This is a genomic window from Filimonas lacunae (genome assembly GCF_002355595.1).
GTDB lineage: Bacteria > Bacteroidota > Bacteroidia > Chitinophagales > Chitinophagaceae > Filimonas > Filimonas lacunae.
This window is the reverse complement of sequence record NZ_AP017422.1, coordinates 5,278,425-5,300,135: the sequence shown is the minus strand read 5'-3', so window position 1 is coordinate 5,300,135 and position 21,711 is coordinate 5,278,425. Positions and strand designations below refer to the sequence as shown.

Annotated in this window: 17 protein-coding genes, 3 tRNA genes and 1 riboswitch; of the genes, 12 read left to right on the top strand and 8 right to left on the bottom strand. The window is 42.8% G+C overall.

The features are described 5' to 3' along the window. Position 1 precedes the first annotated feature (1 nt). Positions 2–709 (top strand): peptidylprolyl isomerase, encoded by a 708-nt coding sequence (locus FLA_RS20835; protein ID WP_076382160.1) that lies wholly within the window; start codon positions 2–4, stop codon positions 707–709. 145 nt (positions 710–854) lie between these two features. On the opposite strand, the gene FLA_RS20830 is transcribed toward FLA_RS20835, so the two are convergent. Beyond that, complete coding sequence (locus FLA_RS20830) at positions 855–2,396, bottom strand: trypsin-like peptidase domain-containing protein (protein WP_076382290.1); 1,542 nt, start codon at positions 2,394–2,396, stop codon at positions 855–857. Positions 2,397–2,548: 152 nt separating this feature from the next. Continuing rightward, positions 2,549–3,550: an acyl-CoA reductase gene (locus FLA_RS20825; protein ID WP_076382159.1), complete on the bottom strand. Its 1,002-nt coding sequence runs from the start codon at positions 3,548–3,550 to the stop codon at positions 2,549–2,551. A gap of 111 nt (positions 3,551–3,661) precedes the next feature. Here FLA_RS20825 and FLA_RS20820 point away from each other — a divergent pair, with 111 nt between their 5' ends. The 4 genes from FLA_RS20820 to FLA_RS20805 all read left to right on the top strand — a co-directional run bounded on the left by FLA_RS20820 (position 3,662) and on the right by FLA_RS20805 (position 6,449). Further along, entirely contained in the window at positions 3,662–4,009 is a 348-nt protein-coding gene (locus FLA_RS20820) for a 4Fe-4S dicluster domain-containing protein (protein WP_076382158.1), read from the top strand. 222 nt (positions 4,010–4,231) lie between these two features. Continuing rightward, positions 4,232–5,209 (top strand): D-alanine--D-alanine ligase, encoded by a 978-nt coding sequence (locus tag FLA_RS20815; RefSeq protein ID WP_076382289.1) that lies wholly within the window; start codon positions 4,232–4,234, stop codon positions 5,207–5,209. Positions 5,210–5,245: 36 nt separating this feature from the next. After that, the gene (locus FLA_RS20810; protein WP_076382157.1) at positions 5,246–6,055 is read left to right on the top strand and encodes a PASTA domain-containing protein; all 810 of its coding nucleotides are present in this window, start codon (positions 5,246–5,248) and stop codon (positions 6,053–6,055) included. Positions 6,056–6,131: 76 nt separating this feature from the next. Next, complete coding sequence (locus FLA_RS20805) at positions 6,132–6,449, top strand: rhodanese-like domain-containing protein (RefSeq protein WP_076382156.1); 318 nt, start codon at positions 6,132–6,134, stop codon at positions 6,447–6,449. A 95-nt stretch (positions 6,450–6,544) separates the two neighbouring features. Here FLA_RS20805 and FLA_RS20800 read toward each other — a convergent pair whose 3' ends face one another. After that, complete coding sequence (locus FLA_RS20800) at positions 6,545–8,935, bottom strand: TonB-dependent receptor (protein ID WP_076382155.1); 2,391 nt, start codon at positions 8,933–8,935, stop codon at positions 6,545–6,547. Positions 8,936–9,015: 80 nt separating this feature from the next. Beyond that, a riboswitch (TPP riboswitch) is annotated at positions 9,016–9,122 on the bottom strand. A gap of 104 nt (positions 9,123–9,226) precedes the next feature. Here FLA_RS20800 and FLA_RS20795 point away from each other — a divergent pair. The 3 genes from FLA_RS20795 to FLA_RS20785 all read left to right on the top strand — a co-directional run bounded on the left by FLA_RS20795 (position 9,227) and on the right by FLA_RS20785 (position 10,412). Next, on the top strand, positions 9,227–9,955 hold the full coding sequence (locus tag FLA_RS20795) for a head GIN domain-containing protein (protein WP_076382154.1): 729 nt from the start codon (positions 9,227–9,229) through the stop codon (positions 9,953–9,955). 61 nt (positions 9,956–10,016) lie between these two features. After that, positions 10,017–10,088: transfer RNA gene (locus tag FLA_RS20790), tRNA-Met, on the top strand. 252 nt (positions 10,089–10,340) lie between these two features. Then, a tRNA-Met gene (locus FLA_RS20785) sits at positions 10,341–10,412 on the top strand. Positions 10,413–10,465: 53 nt separating this feature from the next. On the opposite strand, the gene FLA_RS20780 is transcribed toward FLA_RS20785, so the two are convergent. Continuing rightward, positions 10,466–11,578, bottom strand: a complete 1,113-nt coding sequence (locus tag FLA_RS20780; RefSeq protein ID WP_076382153.1) for a hypothetical protein — start codon at positions 11,576–11,578, stop codon at positions 10,466–10,468. A 128-nt stretch (positions 11,579–11,706) separates the two neighbouring features. Here FLA_RS20780 and FLA_RS20775 point away from each other — a divergent pair. The 4 genes from FLA_RS20775 to FLA_RS20760 all read left to right on the top strand — a co-directional run bounded on the left by FLA_RS20775 (position 11,707) and on the right by FLA_RS20760 (position 14,342). After that, positions 11,707–11,781 (top strand) — tRNA-Met (locus FLA_RS20775). Between the two features lie 60 nt (positions 11,782–11,841). Then, positions 11,842–12,714 carry a GTPase Era gene (era, locus tag FLA_RS20770; RefSeq protein WP_076382152.1) on the top strand — a complete coding sequence of 291 codons (873 nt, stop codon included), beginning with the start codon at positions 11,842–11,844 and terminating at the stop codon, positions 12,712–12,714. Positions 12,715–12,725: 11 nt separating this feature from the next. Beyond that, the gene (gene der, locus FLA_RS20765) at positions 12,726–14,042 is read left to right on the top strand and encodes a ribosome biogenesis GTPase Der (protein WP_076382151.1); all 1,317 of its coding nucleotides are present in this window, start codon (positions 12,726–12,728) and stop codon (positions 14,040–14,042) included. Between the two features lie 39 nt (positions 14,043–14,081). Further along, the gene (locus tag FLA_RS20760; protein ID WP_076382150.1) at positions 14,082–14,342 is read left to right on the top strand and encodes a hypothetical protein; all 261 of its coding nucleotides are present in this window, start codon (positions 14,082–14,084) and stop codon (positions 14,340–14,342) included. 74 nt (positions 14,343–14,416) lie between these two features. Here the strand turns inward: FLA_RS20760 and FLA_RS20755 are convergent, their stop codons facing one another. The 4 genes from FLA_RS20755 to FLA_RS20740 form a co-directional block, all read right to left on the bottom strand. After that, complete coding sequence (locus FLA_RS20755; RefSeq protein WP_076382149.1) at positions 14,417–16,648, bottom strand: DUF4954 family protein; 2,232 nt, start codon at positions 16,646–16,648, stop codon at positions 14,417–14,419. 11 nt (positions 16,649–16,659) lie between these two features. Next, positions 16,660–18,495 (bottom strand): glutamine--fructose-6-phosphate transaminase (isomerizing), encoded by a 1,836-nt coding sequence (gene glmS, locus FLA_RS20750; RefSeq protein WP_076382148.1) that lies wholly within the window; start codon positions 18,493–18,495, stop codon positions 16,660–16,662. A gap of 152 nt (positions 18,496–18,647) precedes the next feature. Beyond that, a complete protein-coding gene (gene mgtE, locus FLA_RS20745) occupies positions 18,648–20,039 on the bottom strand; it encodes a magnesium transporter (RefSeq protein WP_076382147.1) in 1,392 nt (463 codons plus the stop codon). Between the two features lie 94 nt (positions 20,040–20,133). Beyond that, entirely contained in the window at positions 20,134–21,666 is a 1,533-nt protein-coding gene (locus FLA_RS20740; protein ID WP_076382146.1) for a SulP family inorganic anion transporter, read from the bottom strand. Positions 21,667–21,711 lie beyond the last annotated feature (45 nt).

The following is a 21,711-nucleotide window of genomic DNA, read 5'->3' as shown; positions in this document are numbered from 1 at the left end:
TATGCGAAAATTACTACTGCTTATGTTAGGCCTGTGTATTACAGGCTGTATGTTGGCGCAACCGGCGGTAAAAGTGAAAAAGCGCGACCGGAAGAAAGATGTGGAAATGGTAACTACAGAAGGAACTATGATGCTGCGTTTATCTGATTCCACACCTTTGCATCGCGATAACTTTATACGACTGGTGAAGACACATTACTTTGATAGCTTGTTGTTTCACCGGGTGATTCAGAAATTTATGATACAGGGAGGGGATCCTGACAGCAAGCGGGCTGTTGCCGGTAAGCCGTTAGGAGAAGGTGGCCCCAGCTATACTATCCCGGCGGAATTTAATCCGGCTTTATTTCATAAAAAAGGAGTGCTGGCAGCTGCCCGGGAAGGAGATGATGTAAATCCTAAAAAAGCCAGCAGTGCCAGTCAGTTTTATATAGTGCAGGGTAAGGTGTTTACTGATGGTGGACTGGATACTGTAGAAAACACCCGGTTAAAAAGAAAGATTCCCCCGGCTATACGTGAAGTATATAAAACGTTGGGTGGAGCTCCTCACCTGGATATGAATTATACCATCTTTGGCGAAGTAGTGAAAGGGATTGAGGTGGTAGATAAGATTGCAGCAGTTCCTACCAGTAAAGGTGTGGACAAGGACAGACCTGTTACAGATGTAAGGATCATAAGTGTGAAGCTGGTAAAACGCAGAAAGTTTTCATGACATCAATTGACTTGTTATGAGCGGACATAGGCTAAGCTGCCTGAATTGCAGTGTCTCATAAATACCACATAAAAAAAGCGGATACATTTGGATGTATCCGCTTTTTTTATGTGGAAAATGGTTTAAATCCGTTTACAGGAAAATGTTATTGGTTGTCGCCATTTTCTTCTTCACCAGCACCGCTCAGGTTTAATGGATAACCATAAGTGCCTTCGTAGCCTGGATATATACCTTCTAACTGAATTTGACCACTTGCGCTTTTCAGCAGATCGGCCAGCTCGTCAACAGTTTTTACATCCTGACCGTTTACGCGGGTAATGATAAAGCCAGCTTCCATACGTGTGCCTTTTAACAGGCCGCCATTGATCTTTTTCACTACTACACCACCGGCAATATTATTTTTTTGTGCAACAGCTTTATCTACTGTAGCTAAATCGCCACCCAGTTTATTGAGTATATTGGTGGGTTCGTTTTTAACGATATCCGTATTGCCTGCAATGTTTTTCAGTGTAACATTGGTAGTATATTCTTTACCGCCGCGTACATAAGTAACTGCTACTTTATCACCTGGTTTGAAGCGTGTAACCTGCTCTTGTAATTGGGGACCGGTTTCTACTGAAACGCCGTTGATTTTAGTGATGAAGTCTCCTTTTTGAATACCCGCTGCTTTGGCTGCACCATCAGATGGAACACCGGTAACATAAATCCCTTCTCCATCTTTAATACCCGCTGCTTTTTTCTGCTCGTCGGTGGCTGCTTCATTAGCAAACTGAATACCGATAAAACCTCTTTGAACAGCGCCGTATTTGATAATATCATTTACAATTTTCTTGGTGATATTAACCGGAATGGCATAAGAGTAACCTGCGTAAGAGCCGGTAGGAGAAGCGATAGCACTGTTAATGCCGATTAACTCGCCATTGGTGTTAATTAAAGCACCACCGCTGTTACCAGGGTTTACAGCGGCATCGGTTTGAATGAAAGATTCTACCGCATTTTTGCTTTTGTTAATGTTAATAGAACGGGCTTTAGCACTTACGATACCAGCGGTTACCGTAACATCCAGGTTTAATGGATAACCTACTGCCAGTACCCATTGGCCCAATTTCAAATCATCACTGTTACCATATACCAGGTAAGGAAATTTGCTGCCTTCAATTTTAATTACTGCCAGGTCGCTGCTGTTGTCGCGGCCAATAACAGTGGCTTTGTAGCTTTTTTTGTTGGCTAAGGTTACATTGATTTCATCGGCACCTTCTACTACGTGGTTATTGGTGATGATGTAACCATCTTCACTGATTAATACGCCGCTACCGCTGGCTCTTTGTTCAGGAATCATCTGAACACGTGGGCCACCGAAGAAATCAGAGAACGGATCGTCGTCGCCAAAAAAGTCGCTCAATGGGTTCCTGCCTCTGTTAGGTAGATTGTTGGTAACCTGCTTGGCTTTGGTGCGGGTTTTAATATGCACCACTGCCGGAGTGGCAGAAGTGGCTGCTGCTGTGAAATCAACTGGTCCTGCAGGGGCATTGTTCTTATCAAAGAAGCCGGCGTAATTAACAGGAAGTTTACCTGATTCTTGTGTACCGGCATATTGTTTTTGCATCCACTTACTATATCCCCATACACTCAAAACTGCTGTTAACGCACTAATTACAACTACTAATAAAATGCTTTTGAGTTTCATATGCATCTATCAATTTAAATGAGTCAAATAGAATTCTTATATATTCAAATAGTATACCTTTTCGATAGCAAATAAACGAATCTGTTTAATAGTCAGTAACTCCCGCCAGGGCTTTTAACAAAGAATTGACGAAGGTTGTCGTAGATCTGCCTTTATGCCAATTTGGCCAGAAACTCCATCGTGTCTACTCCATCTGCATAATCTGCTAAAGAAGGTTGCTGGGCACTGCCAAAAGGAATATGTCCGTGACCTGTTATACATTGAATATCGGAAGAAGTTTGCAGTTGTTCTTCTATAACAGCTTTATTATCGTAAAATTGGTAATGTATCTGGCTTACCGGTGAAAAAGGGGATACGTTTTCGGCCAGTATAACGCTGCCATTATTCATGTAAAACTTACTGTTCATGATAAGCAGGGCCAGGTGGTAGTCGAAATTATGCTTGTATTTATGGTTGTCGGCTACATAATCATAGGCTTTCAGTGCCTCCAGCAGGGGAATGAAATCGTAGCCCTGCGGCACAAACAGCTGCGTAATATTACGACATCCCATTCCAAAGTACAGTTGAATATCGCCTGCCAGCAATGCCAGTTCCTGTTCGCTTTCGGAGCCATCGATAATGGCCACCGAAGTACGGTTGCGACGGATGATGTGCGGGTATTTGCTGAAATAGTATTCAAAATAGCGGCCGGTGTTATTGCTGCCGGTGGCTATGTAGGCGTCGCAGCCTTTAATAATGTCGGCAAAAGTGAAGTAGTCGGCCAGGCGGTTGTCCCATTGCTCCAGCAGGTTTACCAGGTGGGGGATCAATATTTCATCTTTGGAGCTGAGCTTAATTTTTGCCTTGTGGCCCTGTATAAACACACACAGAAAATCGTGAAAGCCTACCATGGGAATATTTCCTGCCATTACAATTCCGACAGTTTTAGGCGCAGGTTGCTGGTTGGGTACTTGGTAATGCGCGGCCCAGCGTTGTAATTTTTCCTGTTGCAAAAACTGGCTGGCAATATTATCAGCGGCCAGTTTTATAAATTCAGGCGCAAACCACGCATTGTTACGGCTGGCTTTTTCAGTAGCCGCTTGCCATTCTACTCCGTTCTGATGCAGGTAGTTGCCCAGTTTTACCAATAATTCTATTCTATCCTGTAAGTTCATTGACAGTTATTTAAGTATCATAAGGTGTGTACATAGTACAACTTTATCCTATTTACCCGTATTTTTACACGCGCAAAAATATTCTTATTAAAATAACAAACACGGATTTATATGTCGATTAAGATAACGGAAGAGTGTATTAACTGCGGCGCCTGTGAGCCGGAATGTCCCAATAACGCCATTTATGAAGGCGGTGTGGAATGGGCCATTGCCGACGGAACAAGCGTAAAAGGCGCATTTACCACTTCCGAGGGTACTGTGATAAATGCAGATGAGCGTTTTGCTCCTATTAGTGTTGATACCTATTATATCGTTCCAAATAAATGTACCGAGTGCCAGGGGTTTCATGAAGAACCTCAGTGTGCAGCGGTTTGCCCGGTAGATTGTTGTGTGCCTGACGAAATGTACCAGGAAACTATCGATCAATTAATGGCTAAAAAAGACAGATTACACGTATAAGTCTGGAAAACTGCCAAATTTTAATTGGAATCCGGATTTCGATAGTTGTAACTTAGTATAACAATGATTGTTGCTTTATGGCGACAAAAGTAACGGTGGGTGATATTTCCCGCTCATGAAAGGTGAAGGATGGAGTTTTTATTCCCTTCACCTTTTTTTGTTATATTCTCCATTTCTTTTATTTCTTTGCCAAAATCAATAGACGAGGAAAACCGTTTCATCATGCAGAAGAAAATTGCCTTAGTTACCGGAGGTTATAGCGGTGAAGCTGAAATAAGCTATAAAAGCGCTATAACTGTTGAGAATAATGTAGACCGGAGCAAATTTGATGTATACAAAATTGATATAAACCCGGAAGGATGGTATTATTTGCCTGCAGATGGCGAAAAGGTTCCCGTAAACAAAAGTGATTTTACAGTTTCGTATAATGGCACTACCATTCATTTTGATGCGGTGTTAATGTGCATACATGGCACACCTGGTGAAGACGGTAAATTACAGGGTTATTTTGATATGCTGAACCTGCCTTACACCAGCTGTGATGCAGCCACCTCGGCACTTACTTTTAATAAAAGATACACAGTAGCAGTAGCTTCTTTTGCCGGCATTAAAGTGGCTAAAAGCGTTCTGCTGATAAAAGGCAGAATGGAAAATGCCGATGAAGCGGCATTGTTGCAGTTTCCGGTGTTTGTGAAACCCAATAACGGTGGCAGTAGCATAGGTATGAGCAAGGTGAACAGCAAGGATGGGCTGCAAGCTGCTATTGAAAAGGCATTTAAGGAAGACAACCAGGTGTTGGTGGAAGAATTTATACAGGGACGTGAGTTTACCATTGGTGTGTTTAGAAAGAAAGGCGAGATTATTACTTTGCCTATGACAGAGGTGGTAAGCAAGAACGAGTTTTTTGATTATGAAGCAAAATACCTGGGTAAAAGTGATGAGATTACACCAGCGGTTGTGGAGGAAACTATTGCAGAAAAAGTGCGTGAAACAGCCCGGAACATTTATACGGTATTGAATTGCCGGGGCATTGTACGCATTGATTTTATTTATAACGAAGCAGCGGGCGCTCCTTATATGCTGGAGGTAAACACGGTACCAGGGCAAAGTGATGCCAGCCTTGTGCCACAGCAAGTACGCGCTATGGGCGCTACTTTGCAGGACTTTTATACAGATGTAATTGAAGAGGCGTTATCGTAATTATCTTAACTTGTGAATTAAACCGATAGTAATACAGTGTTCAAATTCTTAACCAACCGACCCTTTTGGGTAAACTTACTGGTAGCAATAGGTATTGTTGTTTTGCTACTGGTGTTACTTTTCAGCTCACTGAGTTTTTTAACCAGGCATAATAAAAATTCCAAAGTTCCCTCCGTAACCGGCCGCAATGTAGAGGAAGCCAAACGCTTGCTGGAATCGCTGGGATTTGATGTAGAAGTGCAGGATTCGATTTACCTGGATAATGCAGCCCGTTTATCAGTAACGAAGCAGCAGCCCGAAGCTGATGCGGTTGTAAAAAATGGCAGAACGGTATATCTTACCATTAACAGGGCAGTAGCTCCTTTGGTGGAAATGCCTGACTTACGTGGTTTTTCCTACCTCAGTGCCAAGCTGTATCTGCAAAGCCTGGGTTTAAAAATGGGGGATACTTCTTATACGCCTGATATTGCCAAGAACGCAGTAAGGGAACAAAAAATACATGGCAGGCCTGTAGCTCCTGGAACAAAGGTGAATATGGGTACAGAAATAGATTTTGTGCTGGGTAGCGGAATAGGTAACTCGGAAATGAATGTGCCAGATCTGTTAGGAATGACTGTGGGACAGGCACGTGAGTTTCTGGCCACTTTAAGCGTGTCGTTGGGTGCGGTGGTTACAGAAGCCGGCGACGCTGTAAGCGATACTGAAAATGCCTACATTACCCGCCAGAAGCCTATGCCCTACGAAATTTTGTCAGATGGTTCCAGAAGTTCCAACAAAATTCGCTCTGGTCAGTTATTGGATGTATATATTAGCAGCAAGCCGCCATCTGCGGATAGTGCACATTAACATAAACTAACAGCCATATGAGAAAAAAATAAACATAATCAGATACCCTAATTAATTATAATATACAAGTACAAGTATGAACACAATTACATTTGAAGAACTCAAACCACGGATGGATAGTGGGGAACAGGTAAATCTGCTGGATGTTCGGGAAGACCATGAGAGAGCTGATTACAACATAGGCGGAGCACATATTCCACTTGGCAAAGTACAGATGATGCAGTTGGATGATATTGAAGACTGGAAAGATAAGGAGGTGATCGTTTACTGTCGCAGTGGTAACAGAAGTGTAGTAGCAGCTATGTTTATGGAACAGATTGGTTTTAAAAATGTAGTGAACCTGGTGGGTGGCATGTTAAACTGGAAGGAGAAAGAAGAACAGCAACACGGCTAATATTTTTCCGGGTATTATACAGGCATTAGAGAAATCAAAATAAAAAATGGGGTAGTGATCGCTACCCCATTTTTGCTTTTTATACCAATAAACTATTACAGTTTGATGTTAACACCCAACATAAAGTTAGTGCCTGCCATAGTAGAGTAATAGATGTAGTTAGTAGGTGTACCATCATAAATACCGGGGTAATTGGCGCCATTAGCTTCGTATTTCCGGTTAAACAGGTTGTTTACCTGGCCGGTAAAATTCCATTCATTAAACAGGAAGTGTTTTACAGTCCAGATTACTCTGGCATCCTGTACATAGTAATCGTTTAGCTTACGCTCATTATCCTGCGTGTTATCCAGGTATTGTTTGCCTACATATTTGCTTAGCAGGCTTAGCTCCAGGTTTTTTACCGGGGTAAGGTTAATGCTGCCACCTACAATAATAGCAGGAGAGAAGGATATGTCTGTGTTACTATAAGCTGTAGCCTGTTGTCCTAACAGTTTGCCATTGCCGTCATATTCATCTATATAAGAGGTAAAGGCTTTTATTTTGTTGCGGCTGATGGTGGTGTTGGCCTGTATATTTAACCATTTGTTCAATACTACGCCACCTTGTAATTCCAGACCCAGACGATAGCTGTTAGGCGTATTGATGCGTGTGTAGGCGCCTACATCGTTTCTCGCGCCTGTTAGCACCAACTGATCTTTATATAACATATAGTATACAGTAGCGCCCCAGTTGTAACGGCCTTGCTTTCTTTCCACGCCCAATTCAAAATCGTGCAGGGTTTCTTTTTTAGGCTGTTGAACCTGTTGTGCTTCAAAATCGGTACGGTTGGGCTCTTTATTCGCTAAAGCATAGCTGAAATAAGCGTTCCAGCCATTACGGTTGTAGCTGATGCCTGCTTTGGGATTAATGAAGTTGAAGTTGCGCTTGATAAATAAACCAGGATTACTTTCAAAGCCATCTATATTGTATTGTACGTGTCTGTATTGAAGGTCTCCAAATAGGCTCCAGTTACGGTTGAGCTGGTGAAGCCATTTGGCGTACGCATTCATATCTGTTTTACGGGCAGTAAGATAATAATATTGATAATCTTTAGGAATGCCCATGTTGGCCCAGATGATGTTGCCATAGTGCTTGCCATCGTAAATAGTCCAGCTACCACCAAAGGTTATTTCATTACTAGGTTGCTTGTATTGCAATGAGAAGGTTTGTCCATAAAAGTAGTTGTTCAGCCACAAGTCTCTTACCAGGTCGGTAGAATCGTAAGAGGTGCCATTGAGCACTACGTTTGGTAAGCCATAATCGGCATAAAACTGGTTGGCTACATACTCTTCATAATAGCCTTTACCCCTGGTTAAGAAAGATGCTATGTTCAGAGTCCAGTCGTTGCCCAAAGCCTGGTTCACAAATAACTGGTAGTGATCCTGCTGGTAGTTATCGGTTTGGTTGTCGTAAGGAGTTCCGGGTTTGTCCAGGCCGGCAGGGTTATAGGTTCTGTTGCCGGTTGCCAGTATATAATCTGGTACACCATACCAGGCCTGGTAGGTTTTTTCTTTGCCGGTAATAAGATTAAAACGTACGGATGTGTTTTTGCTTACATAAGCTCCGGTAAGGTATAGTGCTTTCAGATCGGAAGATGCTCTGTCTATATATCCATCACTTTGTAAACGACTGATACGTGCATCTACTGTAAAGTGATCGTTAATAAGGCCTGTACCTGCTTTAATAGTATTTTTCCAGGTATTGAACGAGCCAAAGCTGTTATTGCTTTCGGCATACGGCTTTTCACTGAACTCGTTGGTGGCTATGTTAAGGGTGGCTCCGAAAGCACCGGCGCCATTGGTAGAGGTACCTACACCCCGTTGTATCTGAATGCTGCTGGCAGAAGATGCCAGATCGGGAAGGTCTACAAAAAAGCTACCCTGACTTTCCGCATCGTTGTAAGGGATACCGTTTAATGTTACGTTAATGCGAGAGCCATCGGTGCCCCTGATGCGCATGGCAGTATAACCAACACCATTACCTGCGTCTGAGTTGACAATCACGGAAGGCGTTTGATTGAGCAGGAAAGGTAAGTCCTGCCCCAGGTTTTGTTTAGCGATGTCTGCTTTATCAATATTGGTTTTAGTAAAAGGAGCTTTGTCGGATGCCCGGATAGCGCGAACTTCCAGTGGAGCTAACATGTAGTCCAGCTCTTCCAGCGTAAGTGTAAGGCTTGAAGCGCCCTGCTGTAAAGTAACGGACTGCTTCACTGTTTTTTTACCTACCGCTTCCAGCGTCAGGTCGTAATTGCCGGTTTCACCTGGTGTAAATACAATATCTCCGCTATTGTTGCTGATGATGGTCCACTTTTTACCCTCTTTGCTGAAAGTAGCGTTGATGCCTGCCAGTGGCTGGTGTTGCTGGCTGTTTACTTTTAAGTTTAGAGTTTGTGCTTGGGTAAAAACGGCTGCCAATACAGCGGTTAATGTTCCCAGAAAATGCTTCATGTTCCTGTTAGTTTACTTGCGTTAAATAAATGAGGAACAGAGAAATAGTACTGGCAGAGGAAAGAGGGCACACATATACACAAAAGAAAGCTGGCCTTTCCCTTCGCAGGCATTACCCTGTTCAGGTTCTACGGGTATTATCTCAGCCTTTTGCCTGTTACAGCGCAAAGCACCCCGAGGAATATTGTTTCCGGTGTTAGACCCGGAATAACGCTGCAAATTAAACACAGAAAATTTAAATTCACTGTAACATTATTTTTTTACAGCCGTTACACGTATAAATTCGTTGATATGAAATTGAAGTTAGTAGCCCTTTTAGGAATATTCTGCCTGGTGGCAGGTTGCGATATCACTGCCCAGGAAACGATAGTGCACGATGCCAATGCCCAGGTGCGTACTGTAGGCGCTTTTACAGGCGTGGAAGTGGGCGGGGCCATGGTGGTATATATATCACAGGGAAAAACACAGGCAGTGGCTGTAAGCGCCAGTGATGAAAAATATGTGGCCAAGATTAAAACAGAGGTAAAGAATGGTGTTTTATATATTCATCCGGAGTCTGGTGCGTGGAATGGCTGGAACTGGGGTAATAAAAATATTAAAGCCTATGTAACTGTTACTGAATTAAACAATCTGGAAGTGAATGGCGCTTCAACGGTGCAGGTAAGTGGAAGCATTCATGTGAAACAGCTGAATATGGAAGTTTCCGGTGCCAGTTCATTTAAAGGTGCATTAGCCGGTTCCTCCATTAACCTGGAAGCTACAGGGGCATCCAGTGTTACTGTATCTGGTAGTGTGGATGTGTTCAATGTAGAAGCCAGTGGCGCCAGCAGTGTAAAAGGCTACGACTTAACTACTGCCACCTGCAATGCAGAAGCTTCCGGTGCATCGGGCATCAGCATTACTGTAACTAAAGAATTAAGTGCAGAAGCCAGTGGTGCTAGCAGCATAGGATATAAGGGTAGCGCGGTTGCTAAAAACATTGAAACAAGCGGCGCTTCTTCTATAAAGAGAAAAGATTGATAAACAAAGTATTAAAAGATTTGGCGGGTGTACTAATTGCTCCTACATTTGCAATCCAAATCGCGAAGTAGAGCAGCGGTAGCTCGTCGGGCTCATAACCCGAAGGTCAGAGGTTCGATCCCTCTCTTCGCAACTTCTGAAAGGTCTCATTCGAGACCTTTTTTCGTTTATGTATTATCCTTGGAATTAATAGTAAAGTATATCTGGTCATGTATGTGGTTTATATACTTGATCCGGCTATTCTGCTCCACAAGTTTTACACGGTCCCTGATAAAATTTATGAATCGACAACACTTCTTCGTTAGGATAAGCACAAGCTAAAATTCTTAAAAAAATAATTTCTTCTTGTTTATATCAGTAATAGTTCTACATTCGCTGTCCAAATCGCGAAGTAGAGCAGCGGTAGCTCGTCGGGCTCATAACCCGAAGGTCAGAGGTTCGATCCCTCTCTTCGCAACTTAATAAATAAAAAAGGCTTCATTTTGAAGCCTTTTTTATTTTCTTTAATCTTTACTTCGTTGATTCGAGTGCTTTAATTCTCTCTTTCATTTCCTGCATGTCTTTATTTTGCTGGATAATATACAGCGTAAGCTCTTCTATTTTTTTTAGCAGCAATACTTGGTTGGTACCTAAATCAATACCGCCTGTCTCTACTTCAGCAGCAGTAGGAATTTCAGGTAAATGTTTATTCTGCTGAATATATGTTTCTACCTGGCTCAGAGACTTTAAAGGATAAGAGGAGTCAAATACATAGTCCGCCCAATCTTTTAATGTTACTTTTATTTTTTGAGAAGTAATAGTGCCTTTTACTGCTAGTTCACTTTGGGGAGCCACAGTACCAATGCCAACTCTTCCAGCATAAGCACCTGTTAAGCCAATATACATGCTGGTTGATGCTCCTTGATAATTTTGAAAATAAAATCCATTATCACTGCTCGAATTATTGGCTCTGTAAGCTCCATTAATGGCATCCTGGTAAAAGCCTTGTACTCCGCTTCCTATAACTGCATAATCAAAACGGCTGGTACCACTTACATCCAGCTTGTAGGCAGGCATAGAAGTGCCAATGCCAACATTGCCAGAAGGTTTTAAAAACATTTGTGAGGTATGACCACCCGAGGCAAATAAGACATCACCTACATCATTTCTTATTCCCAGGTCATTGATTCCATTGATAGTATTAATGAACATGGTACCATCTCCAAAATGTTGGGTTTTGTTATTAAAACCTATTCTTGTTTGAAAATCTGCTGTTCCATTAACAGACAACCTGCTAACAGGCGATGCGGTGCCTATTCCAACAAAACCATTGCCATCAATGGTAAGCCTTTCTGTTGTGTTTGTCCATAAGCTTAAAGGGTTATTACTACGTTGTATGATTCTAAAGCCCTGAGCATTGGTGTTATAAGCATTTACCTGAACCGGCTGCAGACCATTAGAATTCATATTGATAAAATCTGTCGTCAGGGTCATATTGATAGAAGTTGTGGTGCTGTTGCCTCGTTCCATTACAGTTTGTAAAGTTTCTGGATCTGAGGAGGAGGGCTGGGTAGACGACTGTGCAGACAATGTTTTACAGATGAATAAGGCTGCTGATAATAAAATGATGTGTTGTTTTTTCATTTTTTAGGATTGAGTATTGAAAATGTAAATGCAAGCTACTCTCTAATAAAACCTTAGATAACTATTTTCTCAAAAAACTAATTTCTTCTTGTTTATATGAATAATAGTTCTACATTTGCAATCCAAATCGCGAAGTAGAGCAGCGGTAGCTCGTCGGGCTCATAACCCGAAGGTCAGAGGTTCGATCCCTCTCTTCGCAACCAAAAAGGCCTCTTAGGGGGCCTTATTCATTTATAGCAACGGAAGTGCTAGTTTTATAGTATATGAAGGCAGGTTTTGTTAACATATTCGGTAAGCCCAACGCGGGAAAAAGCACCTTGTTAAATGCATTACTCGGTGAAAAGCTAGCTATTGTATCTTCCAAAGTTCAAACTACACGCCATCGCATCAAAGGCTTTTTAACAGAGCCAGGTCAATACCAGATCATATTTTCCGATACACCGGGCATTATAGAGCCTAAGTATAAGTTGCATCAAAAAATGATGGGCTCGGTAAAAAATGCATTGGAAGATGCGGATGTGGCGCTGTTGATGGTGGATGCCAAAGACAGTAAGGAAGAAAACCATGAACTGTTTAGTAGTTTACGGTTGAAGGTGCCTTGTGTGGTGGTGATTAATAAAACGGATGCAGTAAAGCCGGCAGCGCTGGAAGAAGTGAAAGCCTTTTTTGCGGCACAGCCTTATGCCAAACAAGTGATTACTATTTCTGCGTTGAAGCAAAGTAACCTGGATGAATTAAAAAATGCCATCATTCATTTTTTACCGGAAGGTGATCCGTTTTACAATGATGAAGATCTGACCGATTTACCCACTAAGTTTTTTGTGGGCGAAATGGTACGTGAAAAGGTGTTTCTGTTGTTTGGTGATGAAATACCGTATCATACGGCGGTGTTGGTGAATGAGTTTAAAGAAAAGGATACATTAATAAAAATACAGGCAGATATTATTGTTCAGCGCGAATCGCAGAAAGCGATATTGATAGGAGAGAAGGGTTCTATGATTAAACAGATAGGCTCGGCTGCGCGTGAAGACATTGAAGCCTTTTTGCAACAAAAAGTATTTCTTCAATTGTTTATTAAAGTGCGACCTAAGTGGCGCGATAATGACCAGCAATTAAAAGAATACGGTTACCATTAATAATAGTTATTATGTCATTTACTGTAGCGATAGTTGGTAGACCCAACGTGGGAAAGAGTACATTTTTTAATCGTCTTCTGGAATCGCGTAAGGCGATTGTGGACGATGTAAGCGGTGTTACGCGCGATCGCCAGTATGGCATAACAGACTGGAATGGGAGAACTTTCAACGTAATTGATACCGGTGGTTTTGTGGTTGGTTCGGACGATGTGTTTGAAACCGAAATTCGCAAACAGGTAAAAATAGCGATAGATGAAGCTGATGTGCTGGTGTTTATGACAGATGCAGCTGTGGGTATTACGGAGCTGGATGAGGCTATGGCTGATATGCTGCGTCGTACTAAAAGACCAGTGTTTTTAGCAGTGAATAAGGTGGATAACAGTGAAAGGCAATTGGCTGCTACTGAGTTCTATAGCATGGGCTTTGATAGTATCTTTTTCCTGAGCAGCATGACGGGAAGCGGCACCGGCGAATTACTGGATGCTGTTACTGAAATGATGCCTGTTGATGCGGAAGAAACTGAAATAGGTGAAAATGAATTGCCACGTTTTGCTATTATGGGGCAACCGAACGTAGGTAAGTCATCTTTATTGAATGCACTGATTGGTGAAGAGCGTACCATTGTAAGTGATATAGCTGGCACAACACGTGATACTATTCATACCCATTATAACCTGTATCAGAAAGAGTTTATATTAATTGATACAGCCGGTATTCGTAAAAAGAGTAAGGAAAAAGACGATCTGGAGTTTTACTCCATCATCCGTGCTATTAAAGCAATGGACGAAGCGGATGTGTGTTTATTGCTCATTGATGCCGACAAAGGCATTACTGCACAGGATATCAATATCTATTCTTTAGCTGCCCGTAAGGGTAAAGGTATTGTAGTGTTGGTGAACAAGTGGGATTTGATTGAAGGAAAGGAAACCAACACTGCCCGTGATTACGAGAAAAACCTGAAACAACGCCTTGCACCGTTTAATGATGTGCCTATTGTGTTTATTTCAGCAAAAGATAAAACCCGTATTTTCAAAGGCATTGAGCTGGCTATAGAAGTATTTGAAAACAAAAAGCGCAAAGTACAAACCAGCGTGTTGAATGAAGTGATGTTGAAGGCGGTGCAGGCTTATCGCGCACCGGTAGTGCGTGGGCATGCCATTACCATTAAGTATGTGACCCAGTTGCCTACTCAAACCCCTTCATTTGCTTTCTTCTCCAACTTCCCGGATGATATTAAGCAGCCTTATAAAAACTATCTGGAAAATCAACTGCGCAAAAACTTTGATTTCAAAGGGGTGCCGGTGAGATTGTTTTTCAGGAAGAAGTAAATTGTTTTTATTCGTTAGAAATATAACTAAGTATAACGCATGACTAAAAAGCTATTGTTTGCTTTGTGTATTGGTTTGATGGCAATGAGTTGTAGTAATAACGAGCAAAAGGAATCTACCACTCAGGATTCTGCTATTGCAACGAAAGTTACAGCAGATAGCGGCGCAAAAACAACAGCAAAGCCGCAATTAAGTATTGCAGATAGCGTAAAGCAATTGGAGGAAAAGGACACCGCCAGTAAAATGATTGAAAGTGCTCCTGCTTCTGTAAGCATTCATTTAGATAGCATTCCACAATAAAAAGATATTATAAGCGCACATAAAAAGCCGGTAAATCAATTGATTCACCGGCTTTTTTATGAATACACGGTATGTTATAATGCCAGTGTTTTTTTAAGTGCTTTTACCTGCCGTTTTAATGTGGCCAGTTCATCCTGCTGTTGTTGAATAAAGCTGTTTTCTTCCAGCTTACCCACTACCTTATCCATTTCCGCTTTGTTGCTGTATACCATTTTACGGAAAGCGTTCTGATAGTCTTTAGCCCTGGAAGAATAGATACCTTCTGTCATCCATTCTTTGGTGTTGATGACACTGTCGAATATACTGGTAAACACAGCCTCGTCTGCTTTTTTTATGTTTGTTTCCAGTATTTCGGAAAGGCTGGAAAGTGCATGCTTCAACTTCTGTTGCGGATACCTGTTACTGGCTTCTGCATAATAATTGTGTACCGCGTCCCAGGATTTAATTTTATTCTCTTTAATCCTTGTTTTCAGCGTTTGCACATCTTCCGCAGGCATTAATTGTCCGCCAATATTCAACCATCCGCCTTCATTACCACGGGCAAGAGATGGAGGAAGGGCCGCTTTTATTTCGTTTAAAGAAGTGAGTTTGTTTTCTTTAATAAAGCCTATCAGTTGTTGGCCACCATAGTATATAACCAGGTCTCTGAATATGCTCCATGCTTTGGCGGCTTTGATGATCACTGTTTTGCGCTTTGCATTTTCAAAGCCATCTGCTACTACTTCCAGCTCATTTAACACAGTATTGTTGGCTGCCAGCAACTCTTTGCCTTTGTTTTGGCAAACCGTGTCGGAAGGAGTGGCTTTGCCAGGACGTTCTTTTGAATACCAGGCTTTGCCTATCAACTTTTCCAGCAGATAAATAGAGGTAAACAATTCATTTACACTATCAGGAGCCAGGTAGTCGTATTCGAGGTATTGCGATTTATCAGTGCGCTTGTCTCTGTCTTTGTACTTCCAGGCGTTGCGGGCCAGGGCGTACATGTTATACATAAGCCAATAACCAGGCATAACCGTTAACTGGTTCAGGCTTTCATTAATGCTTACCAGCGAGAAGGGCATTGGAATGTTCAACTCATAATCGTAGTTGCCTTTTGCCAGTATGGTAAAGCTGGCTACACGTGAGTTGTGTTTAATGCTTACGCATAAGCCTGGCCAGAAACCGCGTCCGGCAATAAATTCGCCATCTGGGCTGCGTGAATTGTGATTAGAGCCGATAGTGGCACCAGCGGCAATATTGCTTTGCCCCATAATCAGCGCAGCGCATAAGAACGAGTTGTTATGGTGCTGCTCGTGTGCAGGAAATATTAAAGAGTTTAATACCTCACAGCAGGATATGGTGGCATTGCTACCGAGATAGGAGTTGATAAGACGCGCTCCATATTTTAATTGAGAGTGGGAAGCCATTACAAAACGTACCGCCTTCACTCCATAGAAAATACGACAGCCAAAACCTATAATACCATTTACTATTTCACATCCTTCTCCTATCTGGGTTTTGCCCTCAGGACCGGAATTGATGGTGAGGTTTTTAAGCTTGTTAGCACCTTTGATATAGGCATCTGAACCTATCCACACATCTTTAATAATGCTGCTGTTTTTAATAACAGTTCTATCGCCTATTTTACCGTAATACCCTCTTTCTTTTTTAAACTGTTGCTCGGTAAGTATTTTAAACTGCTGCAGCAAAGCGTCGTCGTCACGGTATTTGCTCCATAAATAGGCATCGCCAGGTAACATGCCGTTGAATGGAATGACACTGCGGCCCCCGTTTTCATTGCATATTTCCAGCCATATGCGTATAGATTCGTTTTCGCCGTCTTTTATGATACCGTTTCCAAACTTAGCATGGTCGGTAGCAGTAAGCTCGTTTACATTTACAATGATCACCTCATTGCCTATAATGTAATGCGATAGGTAGTTAACGTTATCTATTACCACATTATCGCCCAGGTCGCAGGCAATAATGGTAGAGTTATAAAGACCTACGGCTACTTTTAAATCGCTGAACTCCAGACAATAGGGCTCCAGTTTGCCTATGCGTACCAGGCCGTAAAACTTGCAATGCTTTACCTGCTGCGGGTTAAAGGCATCTGATACCAGTATGTTGTTCCAGTCGTCGCTGGTGTTGCCATTCCGTACCAGTATCTCTATTTCGTAAGCGGTGAGCTTACGGTAAGCAATCCCACTTCTGTTTTGCAGATTGCGCAGGTAATATTCATCTTTATTTTTAGGTAAGTATTCGGGTTTGACAAAGCCATACCCGATACTTTCAATCGCACTTTTCCTGATTATGTTTTGCGACATATGGCAATGGTTTATTCAACGGTAACGCTTTTAGCCAGGTTACGTGGTTTGTCTACATCGTAGCCTTTGGCAACTCCTACATAGTAAGAGAATAATTGTAAAGTAATTACACTTAACATGGGCGCTACTATTTCATGTGCAGCGGGTATGATAATTACATCGTCTGCCAGTGTTGGAGTAACGGTGTCTCCTTCTGTAATTACTGCTATGATCTTGCCTTTGCGGGCTTTGATTTCCTGCATGTTGCTTACCACTTTCTCATGATAAGAATCTTTAGTGGCAACAAATACTACCGGCAACTGATCGGTAACCAGTGCAATAGGACCGTGCTTCATTTCTGCAGCAGGGTAGCCTTCGGCATGTATGTAGGAGATTTCTTTCAGTTTTAAAGCGCCTTCCAGTGCTACCGGGAAATTGTAACCTCTTCCCAGGAACAAAGCATCAGCAGCGTCTTTGTATTTTTCAGCCAGTGCTTTTATCTGGCTATCCAGCTTCAATACTATTTCTGCTTTCTCTGGTATCGCAGCCAGTTCTTTACATAATAACAGAAACTTGTCTCTGTCTAATGTGCCTTTTTGCTGACCCAGCATTAACGCGGTCATGGTAAGAACAGCTAATTGTGCAGTAAAGGCTTTGGTACTGGCTACGCCTATTTCTGGTCCGGCATGGGTGTATGCGCCTGCGTGAGAGATGCGTGCAATAGAAGAGCCTACTGCGTTTACTATGCCTAATATGATAGCGCCTTGTTCTTTTGCTTTTTCAATAGCTACCAGGGTATCGGCTGTTTCGCCGCTTTGTGAAATAGCTATAATTACATCGCCTTTGTTAATGATAGGATTGCGGTAACGGAATTCCGATGCGTATTCTACCTCTACCGGTATACGACACAGCTCTTCAATGATGTATTCTGCTACCAGGCCTGCGTGCCAGCTGGTTCCGCAGGCTACAATCATGATACGGTTGGCGTTCATGATCTGTTCGGCATATTTTTGAATACCACTCATGGTGATATTGCCGGTCTCCGCATCCAGTCTGCCGCGTAAGCAGTCGTAAATGGTAGTGGGCTGTTCAAAAATTTCCTTCAACATAAAATGGTCATAGCCGCCTTTTTCAATAGCAGTTAAGTCCATATCCAGTTTGGTGATGAAAGGAGTTTGCTTTTCGTTACCCAGGTTTTTCAGAATCAGTTCATCCGGGCGTACAATCGCAATTTCATAATCATTTACATACACTACTTCTTTGGTGTACTCTATGATGGGAGAAGCGTCAGAAGCCAGGAAGTGTTCCCCTTTGCCAATGCCAATTACCAGCGGACTTCCTTTACGCGCAGCAATGATAGTTTCCGGATCATCTTTATGAATTACCAATATACAATAAGCGCCTACTACGCGGCGAAGGGCTATACGTACCGCTTCTTCCAGTGGGCATTCATTGTTAATACGGATGTCGTCAATGAAGTTCAATAAAACTTCTGTGTCGGTATCACTTTTGAAAGTATAGCCTTTGGCCAGCAGATCCTGCTTTAACTGGGCGTAGTTTTCAATAATGCCGTTATGAATGATGGCTATTTCACCGCTTTGAGAAAGATGGGGGTGGGCGTTGCGATCGTTAGGTTCGCCATGTGTGGCCCAGCGTGTGTGGCCGATGCCGATATGGCCTTCCATGTTTTTACCAATCAGTGTATCTTCCAGTTCTGCTACTTTCCCTTTTTTCTTATACACATGCAGGCCACCGTTTAATAATGCTACACCTGAACTGTCGTATCCTCTGTACTCAAGCCTTTTTAATCCTTTTAACACAATAGGATAAGCCTGGCGCGGGCCTGTATAACCAACTATTCCACACATAGGTATAATCAATTTAAGAATGCAATATGCTGCATTTTGTTGTAATAAAATATCGGCTAAAACCTAAAAAAACGTATAAATTAATACGATACGGTTTTTTGCCGGTTTAGTTGCTGGTTGTTTCGGGGATAATGGATTTTATGATATGATACCTACAACAGCAAGCCCTGTAAAAATAAGTAAGCCACGCTAAAGTATATCACCAGGCCGGTTACGTCTACCAGGGTAGCCACAAACGGAGCAGAAGAAGTAGCGGGGTCGGCGCCCAAACGTTTTAAAACCATGGGAAGCATTGAGCCGCTAAGCGATCCCCACATTACTACGCCTATCAATGAAAAGCCAACCGTAAGACCAATCATAATGTAATGTTCGCCATACAACCCGGGGGCAAAGCTGTGCCAGGCAATAATGCGGAGAAAGCCGATAATTCCGAGTACGCAACCCAGCAAAAAACCGCTTACGATTTCTCTTTTCATTACACGCCACCATTTGCTCAGGGTAATTTCTCCCAATGCCATGGCCTGAATAATTAAAGTAGAAGCCTGCGAGCCGCTGTTACCGCCGCTGGAGATAATTAAGGGAACAAACAGTGCCAGCACAGTGGCTTTGGCTATTTCATGCTCGAAGTAGCCCATGGCGGTGGCGGTAAACATTTCACCAATAAACAGCACTATCAGCCAGCCAACCCTTTTACGTAATAGTTTCAGCAACGGAATATCCAGGTAGGGTTCGTCCAGTGCTTCGGTACCACCAATTAACTGCATATCCTCGCTATATTCTTCATTGGCAACCCATAACATATCGTCGATGGTTACAATGCCCAACAATACGTTGTTGTTATCGGTAACCGGAAGAGCCACACGGTTATTCATTTTAAATACCTGGCTGGCATGTTCCTGGTCGTCCGTTACATTCAGGGCAATGACGCGGCCGTCAATCAGTTCGTCTACCTGCTTGTCGGGCGCTGCAAGAATTACATCGCGTATCCGGATATCATCTACCAACTCGCCTTTTTCATTAATAATGTAAATGACGTCAATGGTTTCGCTGTTTTTGGCAAACTTGCGAATGGTGGCAAATACTTCTTCTACGGTGTTATGGGCGTATACGTATACATAGTCGGGCGTCATTAAACGCCCCACGCTGTCTTCCGGGTAGCCCAGCATAGAGAGTGTGATTTTCCTTTCCTCCGGGTCCAGCAGTTTCAGCAGGTCGCGAATTACCTCTTTAGGCAGTTCTTCCAGGAAATCGGTACGGTCATCCGCGGGCAGATCATTCAGCAGTTCGGCTGTTTTAAACGAGGGCAATTCCAGAATAATATCCTTCTGTGTGCTTACGTCCAGTATTTTAAATACACTGGAAGCACGGTGAATAGCCATATTGGCTATTATCTGCGAGGAGAAATCGGGATATTCGTTAATGAGATTGGCTACATCACTGATATTCTGGTGATTGAGGAAATCCCTTATCTGCAACTTGTCTTCCGTTGCTATAATACGCTCAAATTGTTCAAAAAGGTCTTCCTGCTCCAATTCCAAACTCATATCCGGTAATTTTTTAATGCCTGCAAATGACTGGTAAAAGTGGGTGGCAAAATTAGCTGTTAAAACCCGAAAAACCGGGTTTTATATCAGGCAACTAGTCCACTGCCAGGTGGTAGGCTGGATCTTCCATAATATTTACTTCAATTACAGCGCCCGCGTTTTGCAATAATTGCCTGCATTCGCTGCTTAAGTGGCGCAGATGCAGTGTTTTACCTGCTTTTCGGTAACGTTCAGTAAGCTTGTTCAGGGCATCCATGGCGCTCATGTCGGTTACACGGCTTTGTTTAAAGTCTATTATTATTTCGTTACTATCCCCTTTTACATCAAACAATTCCAGGAAAGTAGTGACAGAGCCAAAAAACAGCGGCCCATATATTTCGTAATGTTTCACGCCAGCTTCATCCTGCCAGCTTTTTGCCTGAATTCTTTTGGCGCTTTGCCAGGCAAACACCAGTGCGGAAATAATCACGCCTGCCAGCACTGCCAGCGCCAGGTTATGCAGCCACACGGTAATGGCGGCTACCAATATACCCGTGATCACATCGGCCCATGGCATTTTATTAATAATGCGCAAACTTCCCCATTCAAAAGTGCCAATAGCTACCATCATCATCACACCTACCAAAGCCGCCATCGGTACTTTTTCAATAATGGGAGCGCCCAGCAGTATCACCAGTAAAATAGTGATAGCGGCAATAATGCCCGATAAGCGTGCGCGGGAGCCGGCACCCAGGTTTACAAAGGTTTGCGCAATCATGGCGCAGCCGCCCATGCCGGTAAACAAGCCATTGGCTATGTTGGCGCTGCCCTGTGCTATACATTCTTTATTGCCACGGCCGCGGGTGCCTGTTATTTCGTCTACTACATTAAGGGTTAGCAATGTTTCAATCAGGCCAACGCCCGCCATTACCAGCGAATAAGGGAAAATGATGCTTAATGTTTGCAGGGAAAAGCTTACCGCAGGAATATGGAAAGGCGGGAAGCCACCACTGACAGAAGCGATGTCTTTTACTGTTTTAGTGTGAATGCCTAAAAGCATTACCACACCAAACACCGCCAAAATTGCTACCAGGGAAGCCGGAACGGCTTTGGTGATTTTAGGCCAGAAAAGTACAATCAACATAGTAAGCGCTACCAGGCCCAGCATCGTGTACAGGTTGGTGCCTGAAAGCCAGGCAGCTGCAGCACCACTACCGGTTTTAAACTGTTGAATTTGCGACATAAAGATGATAATAGCCAGGCCGTTTACAAAACCATACATAACAGGCTGTGGCACCAGGCGAATAAATTTGCCCAGTTTGCATACGCCCACTAAAAGCTGTAAAACACCTGCCAGCAACACTGCAGCAAATACATACTCTACCCCATGTGATTGCATTAAGGCTATCAGTACAACAACTGTAGCGCCAGCGCCACCTGAAACCATTCCGGGCCGGCCACCAAAAACAGCTGTCACCAGCCCCATAATAAAGGCGGCATACAAGCCTGTTAAAGGAGAAAGACCTGCCAGGATTGCAAATGATAATGATTCGGGAATCATAGTCATAGCTACGGTTAGCCCTGCCAATAGTTCTGTTTTATAGTTTACTTTTTGAGTAAAGTCAAATAAGTTTAAGTAAGCCTTCATGCTAATGAGATATAAAAAAGACAACAGTAAAAATAATAAGGGAAT